We start from the raw sequence: 19,464 nt of genomic DNA on the forward strand, positions 1-19,464 counted from the left end.
GCCGAAGGCCGCCTTTCGGCTGGCCTTCGGCAAACCTGCTCCCGGATCGAGACGAGATGGCGCAAGCTGTGGCGAACGGACCCACCGGCACCGATGGACGCACGGCCGATACGGCCACGGGCGGGGGCCTCGACGCGCGGCGTCTGATGCGCCAGCACCTGGCCGATCTGGACCGGCGGCTGGCCGAAAAGTCACGACAGGGGCGGATGCAGATTCTGGCCTGGAATGCCTATGGCACCCGGCTGGAACTGTTGATGGTCTCCACCACCCATATGCACGAGGCCGTCGCCCGCGATCCCTTCCTGCTGGTCGGCTCGCGGAAGTTCAGCTATGCGCGCATGCGCCGGGCCCTGCAGCTTCTGGGGCTCAGGCCGATCGCGATCGAGCTGCCGTTCACGCCGGGCACGGATCTGCCGGACGCAGCGGTCGAAGCCGCCGTCCGGCGCTATGGCTGCACCGAAATCCAGTACCGCGGCATCGCCGGTTTCGAAATCCGCGGCCTGTCGAAGCTCGATCCCATGCAGGCGGCACAGGCTGCCGCCGCCCTTTGGGGCCGTGTGGTCCGGGCCCGGCAGCTGCTGACGCGATCGGGCCTGGAGATCGATCTCGCCAGCCTGCAGAGCGGCGACACCCTGCTGCTGTGGAGCCGACAGCAGGGCCACAAGCCGGACATCACCCTTTTCGCTCTGATGATGCTGGTGCTGGCCGATGCCACGCTGGACCGCATGGCCGAAGCAGACGCGAAGACAGGGACCGAAACGTCGGACAAGACGGAAAAGGCCGCAGACACCCAGCGTGCCGAGCGCGAGCCGGTCGGGGAGGATGGTGAGCCGGACCAGCTGGGCAGCGGGCTTGCCGCCGCCTTCCATGTCGGCAGTCAGCTGGAAGTCTTTCCGCCCGAGAACGACCGTCCCGGCACCCAGCCGGTGGTCATGGGCGAAGCGGTACGCCAGCTGCGCCAGATGCTGGCGGTCGCGACCGACGATCAGCTGCTGATCGGCGATTTTCAGGCGCCGCTGGTCGAAGGGCCGGTGCGTCAGGGCAAGATCTACCGCATGGTCGATACGCCCCGCTTCATCACCCACGCCCAAAGCCTGCTCGACCGGATCGAGGGCGAACGCATGGGCGGGGCCGCGCTCAACCGCCTGGTGACTTACCTCACCGGTGACCGGCTGATCGAAGGCGTCTTCACCATCAAGCGCTACGAGATCGACCGGCCGGACGGCCGGCCCTGCGGCTTCTTCAATGCCAAATGCACCCTGCACCGGCTGAATGCCGCCCCGGTCTTTCTGGGCCTTCAGAACGAGCGCATTCGCCGTGCCCCGGGCCGCACCACCACCTATGACAGCCCTCAGCCTCAGCCACAGATGCTGTGGCCCGACGATCCGGTGACCGAGGCAGATACCCCCGCCTGAGGTCAGTCGGGAATCAGCACCAGAGAACCGGTGACGGTGCGCGCCTCCAGCCGCGCATGGGCATCGCCTGCGCGTGAGAGCGGCAAGACCCCGGCGACGGTGGGCGACAGCAGCCCCTCGACCAAAGCGGTGAACAGCGCAGACGTCGCCTCGCGCAGCCGTTCGCGATCGGCGATATAAGCGAAGACTCCGGGCCGGTCGAGCCCGAGCGCCCGCATCGGCCCCAGCACGCCGACATCGACCGGCGGGATCGGCCCTGCCACCTGGCCGAAGCTGACGATCCGGCCGAAGGGCCGCACCAGCGCCGCCAGCTTCGCGAAATCCGGCCCGCCCAGCCCGTCGAAGACGATATGCACACCTGCCCCGCCGGTCAGTTCGGCGGCGGCCCGGCCGGCATCGGCCAGCGCGGTGGCCCCCGTACCCACCACCACCCGTTCGGCGCCGGCTTCCTGCACCGCTTCGGCCTTGGCGCGCGTGGCCACACTCGCAATCACCCGCGCGCCCATAGCGGCCGCCCAGCGCACCAGGATGAGCCCGACCCCGCCGCCGGCGCCACGCACCAGCACGACGCGCCCGTCGAGCCTGAGGCCGAGGCCGTAGATCATCATATGCACGGCAATGCCGGGAAAGAGCGCCGCGGCCCCCACCTCCCAGGGGATCATGTGCGGGAAGCGCACCACCCGCCCCACCGGCAGCACCCGATGGGTTGCATAGGCGCCGAGCGGCGGCCCGGCATGGGCGATGCGATCGCCGGGTGCGAAACGATCGACGCCTGGCCCGATCGCCAGCACCTCGCCCACTGAAGCAAGGCCGGGTATGTCGACCCCGCCGCCTTCGAGCGGCAGGGTGCCGTCGCGGTAATAGAGATCCAGATGATTGACGCCGATCGCCCGCGTCGCCATCAGCACCTCGCCCGGTCCCGGCCGCTTCAGCGGCACGGTCGCCGGCGCCAGCACATCGGGGCCGCCCGGATGGGTGACATGCATCACCGTCGCCCGATCGGGCAGATGGGTGGTCGGGCTGCCGGGGGAAAGCGGGGTCGGCGGGGTCGTCATCGGATGCGCACCTTCAGGGACGGGCGTCTGTCACGGAACCGCCCCATAGCACGCCCGCCGCGCGCCCGCGTCAAGCCCATGTCGCGCGTTACGCCTGCCGGGCAAGCCGCCCCGGCGTCACCCCGAAACGGCGACGGAAGGCCGTGGTGAAGTTGGCGACATCGCCATAGCCGGCATGGAAAGCGGCTTCGGCGATGCTGCACCGGCCGGCGGCGATATCGGCATGGGCATGGTCCAGCCGGCGGCCGCGCAGCCAGCCGGCGATGGAGGTGCCATAGGCGGCGCGGAACAGGCGCTGCATGGTGCTGACGCTCACGCCGCACTCCGCCGCGATCTCGGCGAGGGTCGGGGCGCTGCCGTCGCGTTCTGACGCGATCGACAGCATCTCCAGCCGCTCGCGCAGCCGGCCTGCGCGTTGCAGATCGGCCGGCTTGAGCCCGCTTTCTTCCGCTGTGGCATCTTCGCCGGCCACGGCAGCAAGAATGCCGGCCGCCGTCTCGATGGTATGGGCCTCGGCAACCAGCCGCGCCACCGGTACCGTCATCGGCTCGGGCGCGATCAGGGCCGCCGCCAGCGCCGCAAGCCGGGCCGATGGCCGCCACGACACCGCGGCCAGATGCCGGCCGCAGAACCGTCCGGCCGCCGTCCCGGGCTCGACGCCCGCGGCTTCCAGCCAGGGCCGTTCCAGGCGAAGGGTCACCTTGCGGACATGGGCGCCGGTGTGGAACTGGCGGCGCAGCAGCTCGGGCTCGGCCAGGGCCACGGCAAAGGCCGCCGGGGCATCGGGGGTGGCGACGCAGATCTGGCGACGGCCGCCGAAACTCGCCTCGACCAGCCCGTCGAGCACGATCACCGCGGTGAGCGAGGGCACGATCAGCCGGTCATGGACGCGGTCATCCCGCTCGATCCCATCGGTCGTGTGCACCATCAACCCCGGCCGCGGATGGGCGACGGTCAGGCCGCCGCCGGCCAAAGCTGCTGGCTCCACCCCCTCCCCGGCGACATGGCATCGTCTCCTTCAGATACGCGATTGCGACTTATTCTCATATATGCCGGCCGCTCGTGCAAGCCCCTGCGGGGGCCCTTCCCCCCTGACACGGCCGCACAAGATTTCGCCGCGGCTGCACAAGCCATGACCGTGGCGCATACCGGCGCAAGATCGTAATTGAAACTCATTCGCAATTGGGGCAAAGCAAGCCCTTCCGCCGGAGACCTGTGACCCATGCGCCAGCCCTGCCCGTTCCTCGTTTTGCCCCTGCTCGCCACCGTCGCCACGGGGGCATTGATGGTCAGTCAGGCCCGCGCCGAGGATGCGCAGAGCCTGCCGTCGCTGGAGGTGGAGGACGAGCGGAGCTTCCCGTCGGATCCCGGCCGGACCGAGGGCAGCACCAGCTATGGCTCCGATCGTGTCGCCGTGGGCGGCAAGCAGGTGCGCGACATTCGCGAAGTGCCCCGTTCGGTCAGCGTCGCCACCCGCGCGCGAATGGACGACCAGAACATGACCCAGCTTGAAGACGTCGCGCGGCGCACGCCCGGCTTTCTGGCACTGACCAACGATCCCGGCCGGTCGAGCATCTTCGTGCGTGGCTACGAAATCGACAACGCCCTGGTCGACGGCCTGCCGGCACCGATCTCCAGCATCTACGGCACCCAGCCCGACCTTGCGATCTTCGATCGCGTCGAGCTGCTGCGCGGGCCCTCGGTGCTGTTCGGCGGCACGGGCGAGCCCGGCGGCATCGTCAATCTGGTCCGCAAGCGGCCGACCGAGATCTTCCAGGCCCGGGGCACGCTGGAGGCGGGGTCGTGGAACAATTACCGCGGGGTCGCCGACGTCTCCGGCCCGCTTTCCGCCGACGGCTCGATCCGTGGCCGGGTGGTCGGCGCCTATCAGGACCGGGAGAGCTTCACCGACGTGACCGAAAACCAGGTCGGCGTCGGCTATGCCGCGATCGATGCCGATCTGGGTGAGGATACCCTGCTCTCGCTCGGCGCCTGGCGGCAGGAACGCGAGGCGACCCCGTTCAGCGGCCTGCCGGTCTCGACCACCGGCCAGTCGCTGGGCCTCAGCCGCTCGACCTTCGTGGGCGCCGACTGGAACCGGTTCGAGAACAGCTCCAATGAAGCCTCGGCCAGCCTCACCCATCGCTTCGGTGACGACAGCCGGCTGCAGTTCGGCGGCCGGGTGGCCGATCGCAGTGTCGATCTGAAATATGCCTATGGTTCCACCGCAGTGGATCCGGCCATCGGCACCACCGACCTCATCGCCATTCAGCGCCACTATGAAGAGCGCGCCTATGCGCTGGATGCCAATTATCTGAAGCCGATCGAAGCCTTCGGGCAGCGTCATGAACTGCTGATCGGGGCGGACTGGCGGCGGTACGTCCAGTCCCTGGATGCCGGTACCGCCCGCGGCCTGGGCACGGTGAACGTCTACAACCCGTCATCCGACATCGCCGAGCCGGACATCGCCATCAGCCAGCGTACCCGCACCGAACCCGAACAGTTCGGCATCTACGCCCAGGCCACCATCCGCCCGGTCGAAGACTGGACCGTGCTTCTGGGCGGCCGCCTGGCCTGGGCCGAGACCCGGGTGACCAACCGCAACACCGGATCGGTGTCGAGCGTCAAAGACAGTGCAGAGTTCATTCCCGATGTCGGCATCGTCTACGACCTGACGCCCGACATCGCGCTCTACGCCAACTATTCCGGCATCTTTCAGCAGCAGACCGGCACCAATGCCGCCCTGGAAGCACTCAACCCGCGCACCGGAGAGCAGTACGAACTGGGCGTGAAGGCGAAGCTTGGCGACAGCGGACTGCTCGGCACCTTCGACGTCTTCCGGATGCGCGACAAGGACCGGGCGGTCGCGGTGAGCGGGACCACCTACTATGCCGAGGGCGCAGAGGTCGAATCCCGCGGCGTCGAGGCCGAGATCGCCGGCACCATCCTGCCGGGCTGGGAAGTCGAGGCCGGCTATACCTATACCCGCACCGAATACCTCAAGAACGCCACCACCGCGTCCGGCGGTACTTACAGCACCTATACGCCGAAGCATGTGGTCTCGGCCTTCACCCGCTACACCTTCCAGGACGGGCCGATGGCTGGCGTGCATCTGGGCGGCGGCGTGCGCTGGCTCAGCTCGTTCTACAATGTCGCCGGCAATCTCAAGATCGAAGAAGACGGCTATGTCGTGACCGACCTTCAGGCCGGCTGGGGCTTCGCGCCCGGCTATGACGTCACGCTCTCGGTCAACAACGTCTTCGACGAAGTCTATTACGACCGGGTCGGCGGTGCGGGGTTGTTCAACTATTACGGCGCGCCACGCAACGTGCTGCTGTCGCTCAAGGCCAGCTTCTGAACGAATGAGAAAGCTCCGAGGACGCCGTCGCATGCCCCGTTCCGAAGCCCGCGTGGTCACCCAACTCGGCCAGCGCTACATGACCCTGCTCTGCCGGCATTTCCGACACAAGGTGCCGGCAGAGGTCACCGGCGACACCGCCCGTGCCGATTTCCCCTGGGGGGCGGTCGCCCGGATGGCCGCAACCCCGGACCATCTGCAGGTGACCTGCACGGCAGGCAACCCCGCCGACCTTGCCCGCACCCAGGACGTGATCGCCATCCACCTCGCCCGCTTCGCCTTCCGCGACAAGCCCGAGATCATCTGGCAGCCGCTGCCCGACTGATCAGCGCCCGCCTCCGGCGCAGCGGAAGGTGATGTTGATCCGCCGCTGCCCGGTCGCCGGGTGGGATCCGTCGCGCAGCTCTTTCACCCCGTGATGGGCAAGCCGCCAGGCGCCGCCCCAGACCACGACATCGCCATGGACCAGGTCGATATTGGTGACCGGATCCCTGCGCGACGGCCCGCCGAACTGGAACACCGCCGGCAGGCCGAGCGAGACCGAGACGATCGGCTGGGTGAGATCGCCCTCGTCACGATCCTGATGCATGCCCAGCCGTGCGCCAGGGGTGTAGAGATTGATCAGACAGGCATCGGGCCGGAAGCCGGGGAAACCGGCCGCCGTTGCGGCCCGATCGGCAAGGTCCCCGAAGAGCGCCGGCATCTCCGGCCAGGGGCGGCCACTCTCGGGGTCGATCGGATCGTAGCGATAGCCGCGCCGGTCCGACACCCAGCCGAGCCGGCCGCAATTGGTCATGGCCACCGACATGCGGCGCCCGCCCGGCGTTATCAGATGCCGGAAAGGCGCCGCGGCGGTGACGGCCTGAACCGCCTGCAGCAGGCCGGCCGCAACCGGCAGCGCGAAACCATCGAGCAGATGCGCACCGGGCGCGCTCCGCCGCGGCAGATCGTCGAAGAGCAGGCCGTTGGCGGGCATGAGGCCGTTCCTCTCCGTCAGGCGGCGTCATGGAAGATGATGCCGAGCGTCCGCCGCCGGCCGCTCCGCACCCGTGCCACCCCGTGGCGCATGGTGACGCGATAGTCGCCGCGCGATCCCCTGACCGGCCGCTGATTGACCGCAAAGATCACGGCATCCCCTTGCCCCAGCGGCACGACATCGGGCCGCGACTGCATGCGCGGGCGCTGCTCGGTCAGCACGAATTCGCCCCCGGTAAAGTCACGGCCGGGCGCCGAAAGCAGCACCGCGATCTGCAGCGGGAAGACATGCGCGCCATAGAGATCCTGGTGCAGGCAGTTATAGTCCCCGGGGCCGTAGTCGAGCAGCAGCGGCGTGGGCCGCCTCTGGCCGGCGGCGTGGCAGCGGGCGATGAAGTCGCGATGCGTGTCGGGGAACCGGACATCCAGGCCCATCCGCTGATGCCAGCCATGAGCGATCGGCACCAGATACGGCCAGGCCACCTCCCTGATGGCCAAGACCAGTTCGGGCAGCGGATGCGCGAAGTACTTGTAGCGGCCCTGCCCGAAGCCATGCCGGGCCATGATCACCTCCGACCGGAAACCCTCCTCCCGCTCGTAGAGCCCCGCAAGCGCCGCGCAGCTCCGTTCATCGAACAAGCCTGGCAGCACTGCCCGGCCGCCTGCATCCAGATCGCCGGCGACGGCGCTCCAGTCGGTGGTGTTCAGCCGGGCGATCGGGTGTTGCTGCATGGGGGCCTCTCGGTCGGATCAGATGGGAAAGACGGAACCGGATCATGCGGTTCCGTCCCGTCTCCCGCACCTCGCGGCCGGACAGAGAAGTCAGTTTCCGTCGGCGCGGACCACCCGGATGTTGTTGGTCGACCCCGCCTGCCCGAAGGGGATGCCGGCCACCACCACCACCGGATCGGCGGGCCCGGCCAGTTCCTGCTCCATCACCGTGCGGGTCGCCTTCTCCACCATCTCCTCATAGGAATGGATTTCTTCCGAGAGCACGCTGTGCGCGCCCCAGAGCAGGCAAAGCCGCCGCGAGACAGGCAGGTTCGGGGTCGTCGCCAGGATCTGCGCGGCGGGGCGACGGCGAGCGATGCGGGCTGCGGTCGTGCCGCTGGAGGTGAAGGCCACCAGCGCCGGAGCACCGAGTGCCACGGCGAGGTCGGCGGCGGCAGCGGCCACCGCATGCGGCGCGCTGGTTTCCTCACGCGGGCCCGAGGCATCGACGATGCTGCGGTAGAATTTGTGCTGCTCGGTACGGCGGATGATCCGGTCCATCATCTCCACCGCTTCCACCGGATATTGACCGGCGGCCGATTCGGCCGAGAGCATCACCGCATCCGCCCCGTCATAGATCGCCGTCGCGACGTCGGAGGCTTCGGCGCGTGTCGGCGTCGGGGCCGCGACCATCGAATCGAGCATCTGCGTCGCCACGATCACCGGCTTGGCGGCGAAGCGGCAGGCACGCACCAGCTCTTTCTGCCGGCCGGGCACGTCCTCGGGCGGGATCTCCACGCCCAGATCGCCCCGGGCGACCATCACCGCATCTGCGAGTGCGACGATCTCGTCGACATGGTCCAGCGCCGAGGGCTTTTCGACCTTGGCGACGAGCCCTGCCCGATCGCCGATCAGCCCGCGCGCCTCCAGCAGATCACCCGGCCGCTGCACGAAAGAGAGCGCCACCCAGTCGACCCCCAGCTCCAGCCCGAAGGCCAGATCCGCGCGGTCCTTGGGGGTCAGCGGCGACATGTCGAGCACCGTGCCGGGCAGGTTCACGCCCTTGCGGTTGGAGATGACGCCGCCGATCTCCACCTCGGCATCGATATGGTCGTCGCCGAGGCCGGTAACCCGCAGCCGGACCCGGCCGTCATCGATCAGCAGATGATGGCCGGGCAACACCGCCGCAAAGATCTCGGGATGCGGCAAGGGGATCGCCTCCGGTCCGCCCTCGCTGCCGTTCAGCACGAAGCGCAGCGCCTGACCGGGCGTGACCTCGATCCGGCCGTCACGGATGGTGCCGACCCGGATCTTGGGGCCCTGAAGATCCTGCAGAATGCCGATCGGCCGGTGATGCTTGTCTTCCAGCGCCCGGATGGCGGCATGGACCCGGGCATGGTCGTCATGGCTGCCATGGCTGAAATTCAGCCGGAAGGTATCCACCCCGGCGCGAAACAGCGCCTCGAGCATGGCCGGGTCCGCACTCGCGGGTCCGACGGTTGCGACGATCTTGGCGCGACGCTTGCGGCGCATGATCACGAACGGCCCCTGGGGCCGCCTCCCTCGTCATGACTGGGGCCGCCGGGGGCGACCATGGGATCGGCAAGCATGGGCTGCGCCGATCCCGGTTGCAAGTCTCCCGGTGACAAGTCTCCCGGTGAGGGGCCGTCGCGCGCGCCCGTCTTCACCCGCCGTGCCGCCAGACGGTGATGAAAGGCCGGCGCCGGGCGCCCGGCCGTTTCGGCCATGCCCCGCACCCGGGCCTCCGCCCCGGCGATCAGCTCCGGGATCAGGGCGGCTTCGGGCAGGTTCGCCCAGTACTTCACCGGCATTTCCGCGCGCATCGCCCTGGGTTTCAACCGAGCCGGATTGAAGATGCCGGCGTAATAGGTCAGCCACAACGCCTCGGTTTCGTCGGCCAGATCCGGGCGCGTGGCGGGTTCGGTCGAGACCGTCAACGTGGTGCCGTCGAAAGCGGCACTGCCGCGCGGTGTCAGGATCATCCAGTCCATATCGGCGAAGCGGCCCCGGAAGAAGGGGGCGGTGCGGGCAACGACGTAGTGATCGGGCTCGAACCAGGCGACGAAACGCCGCCGGCCGGTCGGGCCCGGCGGCCCCGCCTCGCGGAAGCGCACGAAAGCGGTCATCTTATGGGCATCGCGCCGCACCGCCTTCTCCAGCCGCGTCGCTGCGACGACATCCGGATCGGTGCGCTGCCCAAGCAGCTGCCGGTCCTGGACCAGACGCCAGAGCAGACGGTAGAGCAGTCCGAACCGGACCGGATCGGCATGGCAGATCACCGACCGGGCAAGGTCGAGAAAAGCCGCCGGCACGCCCGGTGCCTCGGCGCCGGGGGCCGGATCGGGAAGGGGCGGCGGCGGATCGAACAATTGCCCCCCGTCCGCCGGTTCCCAGGCCACCCTTTCGGGCGGCACCCCGGCCATCAGCAGGGCGCGCGCCGCCCGCCGCCATTCCTCGAAATCTCCCCGTCCGGTCAACGCGGCCCGCATGCGGCTCCTCCCGGTTCAGAACAGTGCCAGCTGTGCCGGCGGCGCCACCAGCGCCCGCAGATCCTCGCGATCGATCAGCCTGAGCGGCGTCCAGCCCCGGGCGGTGATGAAGGGCTTCACCTTGGGCAGCGACACGCGCAGCCGCCCCAGATCATCAAGCCCCAGCCGACGATACCGCCTTGCCGACAGGATCGCCGTGACGGTCTTCACCCCGAACCCCGGCACCCTGAGCAGCATCTCCCGCGGCGCCCCGTTAACATCGACGGGGAAGAGCTGGCGGTTCACCAACGCCCAGGCGAGTTTGGGATCGATTTCCAGATCGAGCATGCCGTCCGGCCGGCCGGCGGTGATCTCACCCGGCGCGAAGCCATAGAAGCGGAACAGCCAGTCCGCCTGATAGAGCCGATGCTCGCGTTCCAGCGGCGGGCGAACCGGCGGCAGCCGGCGCGAAGCTTCTGGAATAGGGCTGAAGGCCGAGTAGTAGACCCGCCGCAGCCCATAGGCCTCATAGAGCCCGCCGGCCGTGGCCAGGATCCCGGCGTCGCTGGTCTCGCAGGCGCCGACGATCATCTGGGTCGACTGTCCGGCCGGCGCGAAGCGGTGCCGCTTCCGGGTGCGCAGGGTTGGCTCGGCGCTCTCTTCGATCCGTGCGCGGATGCCGCCCATGGCTCTCCGGATCTCCTGCGGCCGCTTCTCGGGGGCAAGCTCGGCGAGAGCCCGTTCGGTCGGCAGTTCGACATTGATCGACAGCCGGTCGGCGAACAGCCCGGCCTCCGCGATCAGCTCCGGCGCGGCATCGGGGATGGTCTTCAGATGGATATAGCCACGAAAGCCGTGGGTGAGCCTCAGCTCGCGCGCCACCCGCACCAGTTCGGCCATCGTGTGATCGGGGGAGCGGATGATGCCCGACGACAGGAACAGCCCTTCGATGTAGTTGCGTCGATAGAATTCGAGCGTCAGCCAGACCACCTCTTCCGGCGTGAACCGCGCCCGGGCGACATTGCTGGAGGACCGGTTGATGCAATAGGCGCAGTCGTAGATGCAGAAATTGGTCAGCAGGATCTTGAGCAGAGAGATGCAGCGCCCGTCCGGCGCATAGGCGTGGCAGATGCCCATGCCGGTGGTGGAGCCGAGCCCGCCGGTCGCCGCCGAATCGCGCCGGCCACCGCCACTCGATGCGCAGGAGGCATCGTATTTGGCGGCGTCGGACAGGATGGCCAGACGGTCTTTCAGCGACATCTTCATGGATGTTCACTATATGTTCTGAAGGCGGCCGGTCAAGGCCCCGCCTCTGCCTCTCCGCTGCGCCGCACCACCTGCTGCCGCCAGGCCTCGGGCGTCTGCGGCTTCACATAGAGGGCCACAACCTGCGGATGGTCTGCGGTGAGCGCCGCTTCCAGACGTTCGATACAGGCCTCAATGGCGGTGGTGGTGGTCGTGTCTTCGAATTCTGCGCTCAGCGCCACCACCACCTGTTCCGGCGCCAGATGGACGGTGACCACGCCGTTCACCGCCCGGATCACCGGATCGGCATGCGCGCGTTCGATGATGGCAGCCTGCAATGCCGGCGCCGCCCGCTCGCCGATCAGCAGCCCCATGCTCTCGCGCGCCAGGAAGACGGCGGTTGCCGCCAGAACCAGACCAATGCCGATGGAGGCGGCGCCATCCAGCTCCGGCATGTCGAGCAGATCGGCGGCGAGAATGCCCGCGGCTGCGATGACGATGCCGAGCAGGGCGGCGCTGTCTTCCAGGAGCACGGTGAAGACCGTCGGATCCTTGCTGCGCCGGATGGCGGTCAGCCAACCGAGATCGCCCTTCCGCGCCCGGAACTCCAGCAGCGCGACCCGCCAGGACCAGCCTTCGAACAGGAAGGCCAGCCCCAGCACCACATAGCTGACGGTCAGGTTGTCGGCCGGCTCCGGCGCCAGCACATGGCGGATGCCTTCGTAAAGCGACACCCCCGCCCCCAGGGCGAAGACCAGCAAGGCGACCACGAAGCTCCAGAAATAGAGCTCGCGGCCATAGCCCAGCGGGTGGATCTCGTCCGGCGGCCGGGATGAACGGCTAAGGCCGAGGAGGAGGAGCAGTTCGTTGCAGGTATCGACCAGCGAATGCACCCCCTCGCTCAGCATGGCCGAGCTGCCGGTGTAAACTGCGGCGGCGAATTTCGTCACCGCGATCGCCAGATTGCCGGCGAGTGCCGCATAGATCGTTCGTTTCGTGCCGGCGCTCGCCGTCATTGGCAATCCTCTCAGCCCTGGGGCAGCGCATAGGCGATCAGTTCATCGCCGATCGGCGTTTCCATGAAGTGATGCCCGCCGGCCATGATCACCAGATACTGGCGGCCATCGATCTCGTAGGTCATCGGCGTCGCCTGGCCGCCGGCCGGCAGCACGTCGGACCAGACCGTCTCGCCGGTCTCGATGTCGATGGCCCGGATCAGGTTGTCGGTGGCGGCGGCGATGAAGACCAGGCCGCCCGCGGTCACCACCGCTCCGCCGTTATTGGGCGTGCCGATATCGACCGGCAACATCGAGGGGATGCCGAAGGGGCCGTTGGTGCGGGCCTCGCCGAAGGGCCGGTCCCACAGGGTCTCGCCGGTTTCCATGTCGATCGCCCGGATGCCGCCATAGGGCGGCTCCTTGCAGAGCAGCAGGGTGACCGGCAGACGCCAGCCGGCATTGACGTTGATGGCATAGGGCGTGCCGGCCTGCGGGTCGCCGGCCCCTTCCTGGCCGCCGAATTCCCCGCGTTCCTCGCTTCGCGGCGCCCAGCCCAGCCGCTCGGCTTCCTCGCGCGGAACCAGGCGGTTGTGGTTCGGCATGTCGTTGTAATTGGCTATGATCACGCCGCGGCTGGGATCGACGGCGATGCCGCCCCAATCGGAGCCGCCGTTATAGCCCGGATACTCCACCCAATGAGTGTCGGTGGTCGGCGGGGTGTAGAAGCCCTTATAGCTCGCCTGTCGATACTGAATGCGGCAGATCATCTGATCGATCGGCGACATCCCCCACATCTTCGCCTCGGTCAGATCCTCGCGGCGCAGCGTATGGTAGAGCGAGAAGGGCTGGGTGGCCGACCGCTCGTCGGGCTCGACACCACCCTGCGGCACCGGCCTTTCCTCGACACCGGTGATCGGCCGGCCGGTCCGGCGGTCGAGCACATACATGTCGCCCTGCTTGCTGGGCAGGATCAGCGCCGGCACCGCCCCCTCTCCGGTCGGGAAATCAACCAGGGTCGCCTGTGAGCCCAGGTCGTAATCCCAGACATCCTTGTGCACGGTCTGGAACGACCAGACGGGCCGGCCCGTGTTCACGTCGATCGCGACCAGAGAAGTGGCATAGCGGTTCTCCGCCTCAGACCGGTCACTGCTCCAATAATCGACCGCCGAATTGCCCATCGGCAGATAGACCAGACCCAGCTCTTCGTCGCCGGATGCCGTGGTCCACATATTGGGGGTGCCGCGGGTATAGGTTTCGCCCTCGGGCGGCAGGCCGGTGATATCAGGGCGGACCATGTCCCAGGCCCAGCGCAGCTCGCCGGTGACGGCGTCATAGGCCTGGATCACGCCCGAAGGGGCGCTGCGCTTCTGACCATCCAGCACCTGATGGCCGGTCACGATCACCCCCTGCACGATCACCGGCGGCGAGGTGATCGACACCATGCCCGGCACCACCGGGCCCATGCCCTGCTTGATGTCGACGGCGCCGTTCTCGCCAAAGCCGGTACAGGGCGCGCCGGTGCGGGCGTCCACGGCCAGAATTCGGCCGTCGAGCGTGCCCTCGATGATCCGGGTCGCACAGATTTCCGCAGCCGGCACGTCCGGTGCTTCGAAATAGCTCACCCCGCGGCAGGCCGCCGTATAGGGGATGAAACGATCCTCGACACCCGGGTCGTGGCGCCAGCGCTCCTCGCCGCTTTCGGCGTCGAGCGCGATCAGGATGTTCTTGGCGGAACAGAGATAGAGCGTGTCGCCAATCTTGAGCGGGGTGGTCTCGGCACCATAGGACCCCTCGGCCGCCTCGCTCGGCAGATCGCGGGTGTGGTAGACCCAGGCCCGTTCCAGCCCGTCGACATTGGCAGGTGTGATCTGGTCCAGCGGCGACCAGCGACGGGCGGCATAGGTGCCGCCATAGGCCGGCCAGTCGGCCCCGGTATCCCGCAGAGAGGGATCGGTCATTTCCATCCGGCCCGGGGGCGGCAGATTGGCCAGCTGACGTTCCGGCGCATTCTGGACGACGACGACACCGACCAGAACCGCCGCGACGATCAGCACCACCACACCGGCCACCGCCCCGCTTGCATGCAGACGGACCGGACGCAGCATCGGCGTCAGGGCCACGGCGATCAGCAGCAGCACCAGCGGCCCGACCAGCCGCGGCACCAGCGCCCATCCGTCCATCCCGACTTCCCAGAAGGCCCAGAGCAGTGTGGCGACGAAGACCGCCGCATAGACCCAGAAGCCGGACCAGCGTCGCATGGCCATAAGCCCGCCGGAAATGATCAGTCCAAGCCCCGCCGGCAGGTAGTAGGCCGAGCCGCCGAGCGCCAGCAGCCAGCCGCCGCCGATAGCGAGCACCAGGCCGATCAGCACCAGGACGGCGGCCAGAATCCACAGCGCCCAGGGACGACGCCTCCGTTCGGGGACGGGAACGGTTTCGTCGGACATGTCTCTGCTCTCCCGTGATGCTTGGTACGCGCACCCTGCGTACGCATTTCGGCAACGCCGGGATGACGCCGGACGTTCCCGAAAAGCTTGACTATCTTATGCTCACTCTGACTATATTTGATCGCCCGGCCGTGCCGGGATTTTTCACCCCCTGGAAATGCTCAACTTGAGCATTAATGCCTTCCCCGGGGATGCTTCGGGAGATCGAGCCGATGACCGCCTTTCAGCCCGCCGTGCCGATGCCGGCCCCGCTCCGCCATCTGATGCCCGAGATCGAATGGGCCGTGCATGCCGAAGAGGTGGCGCAGATCCGCAGGCTCAAGCGCGAGCGTGATGCCGTGATTCTGGCCCACAACTATCAAACGCCCGAGATCTTTCACGGCGTCGCCGATATCGTCGGCGACAGCCTGGCCCTGGCGCGTGAGGCGGTGGCGACCGATGCCGCGGTCATCGTGCTCGCCGGGGTTCACTTCATGGCCGAGACCGCCAAGATCCTTAATCCGGACCGCCGGGTGCTGATTCCCGACGACATGGCCGGCTGCTCTCTGGCCGACTCGATCACCGCCGCCGATGTGGCGGCACTCAGGGCCCGGCACCCGGGCGTGCCGGTGGTGACCTATGTGAACACCTCCGCCGAGGTGAAGGCGGCCTCCGATATCTGCTGCACTTCGGGCAACGCGCTGAAAGTGGTCGAAAGCCTGGGCGTGTCCGAGGTGATCATGATCCCCGACGGCTATCTGGCGCGAAACATCGCGGCGCGGACCCGGGTCAGGATCATCACCTGGGATGGCGCCTGCGAGGTTCATGAGCGCTTCACCCCTGAGGACATCCGCCGGATGCGCGCGGAACATGCCGGCGTCACCGTGGTCGCCCATCCCGAATGCCCGCCCGAGGTGGTCGCTGAAGCGGATTTCGCCGGCTCGACCGCCGAGATGATCGACTTCGTTGACCGCCGGCGCCCGCCGCGCGTCGCCCTGATCACCGAATGCTCGATGAGCGACAATGTCGCCGCCGGCTTCCCCGACATCTCATTCGTGAAGCCGTGCAACATGTGCCCGCATATGAAGCGCATCACCCTTCCCGGCATCCGGCGCGCGCTGGAAACCATGAGCCACGAGGTCACGGTGCCCGCCGATATCGCCCGGGATGCGCGCCGGGCGGTGGAACGCATGCTCAGCATCCGGTGACGGCCATGTTCACGCCTCTCGACCCACCGATCGAAACACTGACGACCGGGGTGGTCGTGGTCGGCGCCGGTGCCGCCGGTCTCGCCACGGCGCTCAATCTCGCCCCCTGCCAGGTGGTGGTTCTGGCGCATGGGCCTGCAGCCACCGGCTGGGCCCAGGGCGGCATAGCCGCCGCCACCGGACCGGACGACAGCCCGGCCTTTCATGCCGCCGATACCGCGGCCGCCGGCGCAGGTCTGGTCGATCCCCTGGTCGCCGCCCTGGTGACGGCGGCCGGACCCGGCTGCATCGACTGGCTGCAAAGCGCGGGTGTGACCTTCGACCGCGGTACCGATGGCCGTCCGGCCCGCGGTCTCGAAGCCGCCCACGGCCGCGCGCGGATTCTTCACGCCGGGGGCGATGCGACCGGGCGGGCGATCCTTGCCGCCCTCACCGCCCGGGCGGCCGCCGCACCCCACATCCGCCGGCTCGACAATGCCGAGGCAACAGCCCTGCTGACCGATGCCCGGGGCCGGATCGCCGGCATCATCGTCGACCTGACCGGCCGCCGGCTGATGATCCGTACCCCGGCCGTCGTGCTCGCCACCGGCGGCATCGGCGGGCTCTACGCCCACAGCACCAATCCGCCCGGCGCCACTGGCCGCGGCCTCGCCCTCGCCGCACGGATCGGCGCCCGGCTTCGCGACCTCGAATTCGTGCAGTTCCACCCGACCGCCATGGATCTCGGCGGCGATCCGATGCCACTCGCCTCGGAAGCGATCCGCGGCGCCGGGGCGGTGCTGATCGACGGCGCCGGACGACCGGTCATGGCCGGCATCTCCGGTGGCGACCTCGCCCCCCGCGATGTCGTCGCCCGGCAGGTCGCCGCCACCATCGACGCGGGCGATCGGGTATTCCTGGATGCCCGCGCCGCGATCGGCCCCGGCTTTGCCGAGCGTTTCCCGACCGCCGCCGCGGCCTGCAGGACGGCAGGGATCGATCCCGCATCGCAGCCGATCCCGGTTGCGCCGGCTGCACACTACCATATGGGCGGTATCGCCGTGGATCTCGCCGGCCGCACCGGCATTCCCGGCCTCTGGGCCGCGGGCGAAGTGGCCGCGACAGGGCTGCACGGCGCCAACCGTCTGGCGTCGAACTCGTTGCTCGAAGCCCTGGTCTGCGGTGGCTGGGTGGCTCGCGACATTCTTTCCACCTCCCCCGATGCCCGCGCTCCGGTCATCCGGCAGGCCCTCCGCACCGGGCGGGCCGGAACCGGCGAGGGCGCGGTCGCGATCGGGCGCCTGCGTGCCGCAATGTCCCGTCAAGCCGGCGTGCTGCGCGACGCCGCAGGCCTCGACCAACTGATCGGTCTTGCAGCCGCCATCGAGGCCGACCCGCAGCTGCCGGCGGCGATTGCCGATCGCGCCCTGGTCTGCCGTCTGATCGCGGAAGCCGCCCGTGACCGCCCCGACAGCATCGGTGCCCATCAGCGCGCCGACACCACCCCCCTCGCCCTCCGGGAGCGCAGCCATGTCCCTGCCTGATCTCTCTCATCTTCCGGACATCCTGGTGGAGCCGATCCTGCGCGCGGCTCTGATCGAGGATCTGGGCCGTGCCGGCGACATCACCTCGGCCGCCGTGATCCCCGCGGGGGCCCGCATGGCGGCGGTGATGGCCGCACGTCAGCCGGGGGTGATGGCGGGTGGCACCGTCGCCGCCCTCGCCTTCCGTCTGCTCGATCCCGGGGTGGAGACGCGGATCATCATCCCCGACGGCGCCGCAGTGGTCCCCGGCGACGTGGTCATGACGATCGAGGGGCCTGCCCGCTCGGTGCTGGGGGCGGAGCGGGTGGCGCTTAACCTCGCCTGCCGGCTGGCCGGCATCGCCACCGCCACCGCCGGTCTGGTCGCCGCCGCAGCCCCCCATCAGGCCCGGATCACCTGCACCCGCAAGACGACGCCCGGCCTCCGCTTGCTCGAGAAATATGCCGTGCGTGCCGGCGGCGGTGCCAATCATCGCTTCGGCCTGGATGACGCGGTGCTGATCAAGGACAACCATATCGCGGTCGCAGGCGGTGCCGGCATCGCCATCCGTCGCGCCCGCGCCCATGTCGGCCATCTGGTGAAGATCGAGGTCGAAATCGACCGCCTGGATCAGCTGGACGAGGTTCTGGAAGCGGGTGCCGATGCGATCCTGCTCGACAACATGACACCGGCAGAGCTTGCCGAGGCCGTGGCCCGCATCGGCGGGCGTGCGATCACCGAAGCCTCGGGCCGGATCACCCGCGAGACGGTCGGCGCCGTCGCAGCCAGTGGCGTCGATCTGATCTCGGCCGGCTGGCTCACCCATAGCGCGCCGATCCTGGATCTCGGCCTCGACATGCCATGAAGGTATAGCACGCCTGATACGCGCATCTGATCCACCGCTTTAAACCTTCTTTCAGGATTGGAGGGTGATAGTCTGGATCGCTTCATACTCTGCGGGACGGGCGACACGTGACTGAAGACGGCGAGGCCGGCGGCTCTTCCAGCCGCATCGCGACATTGCTGCTGAATGCGACGGGTAGTGACCTGGCGATGTTCCTGGATCTGATCGCCGCGCCGGCCTTCGTGGTCGATCCTGCCGGGGACGGCTTCATCTTCCGCGCGAACAACGCGGCACATGCAACTGCCACGGGCCTGAGCTTCCGCGAGAAGGCGGGGCTGCGGATGGACGAGTTCCTGCCCGACGACGTCGCTGTCCAGGTCTGCCGCAAATATGCGACCTGCGTGACCGAACGGGTGCCGCTGACCTATGAGGAGTGCCTTGAACTGCCGGCGGGCCGTCGGTGGTGGCGCACCACCCTGATCCCACTCAGCGGCCCGGACGGCATGGTCCGGCGGGTCATCGGCACCGGCAACGACATCACGGTGGTCCATCAGCTGAGCGAACGCGCCCATGCCCTGGTCGTGGAACAGGAAGCGCTGCGCCGGCGCCTGACCCGGACGCTGAAGACCGCCGTCGACGCGCTCGCCACGGCCGTGGAGACGCGGGATCCCTATACCGCCGGCCATCAGCGCCAGGTCGCGGAGCTGTCGGAAGCGATCGCCGCCGCCTTCGATCTGGACGACGAAACCCGCGAGATGATCCGGCTCGGTGCCGTGCTCCATGATGTCGGCAAGCTGGGGGGTGCCCACCGAACTGCTCGTCAAGCCCGGGCGGTTGCGGCAGGAGGAATACGCCCTGATCCGCGCCCACTGCCCGCATCGGCATCGAGATGATGGACGGGATCGATCTGCCTGAAATCGTCCGGAGCATCGTAACCGATCACCATGAAAGGCTGGACGGCAGCGGCTATCCGCGCGGGCTGACCGACCGACAGATCGCCCTGCCGGTGAGGATCGTCATGGTGGCGGATGTCATCGACGCCATGCTGACCGACCGTCCCTATCGACGCCATCTGGACCTTGCGGCGGTGACCGAGGAACTCTCCCGCCATGGCGGCAAGGCCTATGATCAGGAAGTGGCGGCCGTCGCCCTGTCTCTGATCCGCGGCGACCTGCCTGGCTTCACACTTCCGGAAAGCTGGCACCTGCATCGGGCGCCCCGGGCTCTCTGAGGTGAGC

17 protein-coding genes are annotated in these 19,464 nt (G+C 68.5%); 8 read left to right on the forward strand and 9 right to left on the reverse strand.

Annotated features, from left to right (window positions below; genetic code table 11):
• The first annotated feature begins 56 nt into the window (after window positions 1-56).
• Window positions 57-1,415 (forward strand): hypothetical protein, encoded by a 1,359-nt coding sequence (locus TMO_RS09495; RefSeq protein WP_041604893.1) that lies wholly within the window; start codon window positions 57-59, stop codon window positions 1,413-1,415.
• A 2-nt stretch (window positions 1,416-1,417) separates the two neighbouring features.
• Here TMO_RS09495 and TMO_RS09500 read toward each other — a convergent pair whose 3' ends face one another.
• Both TMO_RS09500 and TMO_RS09505 read right to left on the reverse strand, forming a co-directional pair.
• Complete coding sequence (locus TMO_RS09500) at window positions 1,418-2,470, reverse strand: zinc-binding dehydrogenase (RefSeq protein WP_014745407.1); 1,053 nt, start codon at window positions 2,468-2,470, stop codon at window positions 1,418-1,420.
• 88 nt (window positions 2,471-2,558) lie between these two features.
• Complete coding sequence (locus tag TMO_RS09505) at window positions 2,559-3,458, reverse strand: helix-turn-helix transcriptional regulator (RefSeq protein ID WP_145978103.1); 900 nt, start codon at window positions 3,456-3,458, stop codon at window positions 2,559-2,561.
• A 234-nt stretch (window positions 3,459-3,692) separates the two neighbouring features.
• Here TMO_RS09505 and TMO_RS09510 point away from each other — a divergent pair, with 234 nt between their 5' ends.
• Together TMO_RS09510 and TMO_RS09515 are read left to right on the forward strand one after the other, a co-directional pair.
• On the forward strand, window positions 3,693-5,828 hold the full coding sequence (locus TMO_RS09510; RefSeq protein ID WP_014745409.1) for a TonB-dependent siderophore receptor: 2,136 nt from the start codon (window positions 3,693-3,695) through the stop codon (window positions 5,826-5,828).
• 31 nt (window positions 5,829-5,859) lie between these two features.
• Window positions 5,860-6,153 carry a DUF2218 domain-containing protein gene (locus tag TMO_RS09515; RefSeq protein WP_014745410.1) on the forward strand — a complete coding sequence of 98 codons (294 nt, stop codon included), beginning with the start codon at window positions 5,860-5,862 and terminating at the stop codon, window positions 6,151-6,153.
• Here the strand turns inward: TMO_RS09515 and alkB are convergent, their stop codons facing one another.
• From alkB to TMO_RS09550, 7 genes are all read right to left on the reverse strand, one after another.
• Window positions 6,154-6,804, reverse strand: coding sequence for a DNA oxidative demethylase AlkB (gene alkB, locus TMO_RS09520; RefSeq protein WP_014745411.1), 651 nt, complete (start codon window positions 6,802-6,804; stop codon window positions 6,154-6,156). It abuts the gene before it with no gap.
• A gap of 17 nt (window positions 6,805-6,821) precedes the next feature.
• Entirely contained in the window at window positions 6,822-7,535 is a 714-nt protein-coding gene (locus TMO_RS09525) for a 2OG-Fe(II) oxygenase (RefSeq protein WP_014745412.1), read from the reverse strand.
• Between the two features lie 90 nt (window positions 7,536-7,625).
• Entirely contained in the window at window positions 7,626-9,047 is a 1,422-nt protein-coding gene (gene pyk / locus TMO_RS09530; protein ID WP_041604894.1) for a pyruvate kinase, read from the reverse strand.
• 2 nt (window positions 9,048-9,049) lie between these two features.
• Window positions 9,050-10,024, reverse strand: coding sequence for a TIGR03915 family putative DNA repair protein (locus tag TMO_RS09535; protein WP_014745414.1), 975 nt, complete (start codon window positions 10,022-10,024; stop codon window positions 9,050-9,052).
• 15 nt (window positions 10,025-10,039) lie between these two features.
• Window positions 10,040-11,269, reverse strand: a complete 1,230-nt coding sequence (locus tag TMO_RS09540) for a putative DNA modification/repair radical SAM protein (RefSeq protein WP_014745415.1) — start codon at window positions 11,267-11,269, stop codon at window positions 10,040-10,042.
• A 32-nt stretch (window positions 11,270-11,301) separates the two neighbouring features.
• Entirely contained in the window at window positions 11,302-12,264 is a 963-nt protein-coding gene (locus TMO_RS09545; protein WP_014745416.1) for a cation diffusion facilitator family transporter, read from the reverse strand.
• An 11-nt stretch (window positions 12,265-12,275) separates the two neighbouring features.
• Window positions 12,276-14,693 (reverse strand): membrane-bound PQQ-dependent dehydrogenase, glucose/quinate/shikimate family, encoded by a 2,418-nt coding sequence (locus tag TMO_RS09550; RefSeq protein ID WP_014745417.1) that lies wholly within the window; start codon window positions 14,691-14,693, stop codon window positions 12,276-12,278.
• Window positions 14,694-14,905: 212 nt separating this feature from the next.
• Here TMO_RS09550 and nadA point away from each other — a divergent pair, with 212 nt between their 5' ends.
• From nadA to TMO_RS32575, 5 genes are all read left to right on the forward strand, one after another.
• The gene (gene nadA, locus TMO_RS09555; protein ID WP_014745418.1) at window positions 14,906-15,880 is read left to right on the forward strand and encodes a quinolinate synthase NadA; all 975 of its coding nucleotides are present in this window, start codon (window positions 14,906-14,908) and stop codon (window positions 15,878-15,880) included.
• Window positions 15,881-15,885: 5 nt separating this feature from the next.
• A complete protein-coding gene (locus TMO_RS09560) occupies window positions 15,886-17,403 on the forward strand; it encodes an L-aspartate oxidase (protein ID WP_014745419.1) in 1,518 nt (505 codons plus the stop codon).
• Window positions 17,390-18,247, forward strand: a complete 858-nt coding sequence (gene nadC, locus TMO_RS09565) for a carboxylating nicotinate-nucleotide diphosphorylase (RefSeq protein WP_014745420.1) — start codon at window positions 17,390-17,392, stop codon at window positions 18,245-18,247. Before TMO_RS09560 ends, nadC begins: the two co-directional genes overlap by 14 nt.
• Window positions 18,248-18,354: 107 nt before the next feature.
• On the forward strand, window positions 18,355-19,119 hold the full coding sequence (locus TMO_RS32570; protein ID WP_014745421.1) for a PAS domain-containing protein: 765 nt from the start codon (window positions 18,355-18,357) through the stop codon (window positions 19,117-19,119).
• Window positions 19,116-19,457, forward strand: coding sequence for an HD-GYP domain-containing protein (locus TMO_RS32575; RefSeq protein WP_014745422.1), 342 nt, complete (start codon window positions 19,116-19,118; stop codon window positions 19,455-19,457). Before TMO_RS32570 ends, TMO_RS32575 begins: the two co-directional genes overlap by 4 nt.
• The last annotated feature ends 7 nt before the right edge of the window (window positions 19,458-19,464 follow it).

This window comes from Tistrella mobilis KA081020-065, from assembly GCF_000264455.2.
Classification (GTDB): Bacteria; Pseudomonadota; Alphaproteobacteria; order Tistrellales; family Tistrellaceae; genus Tistrella; species Tistrella mobilis.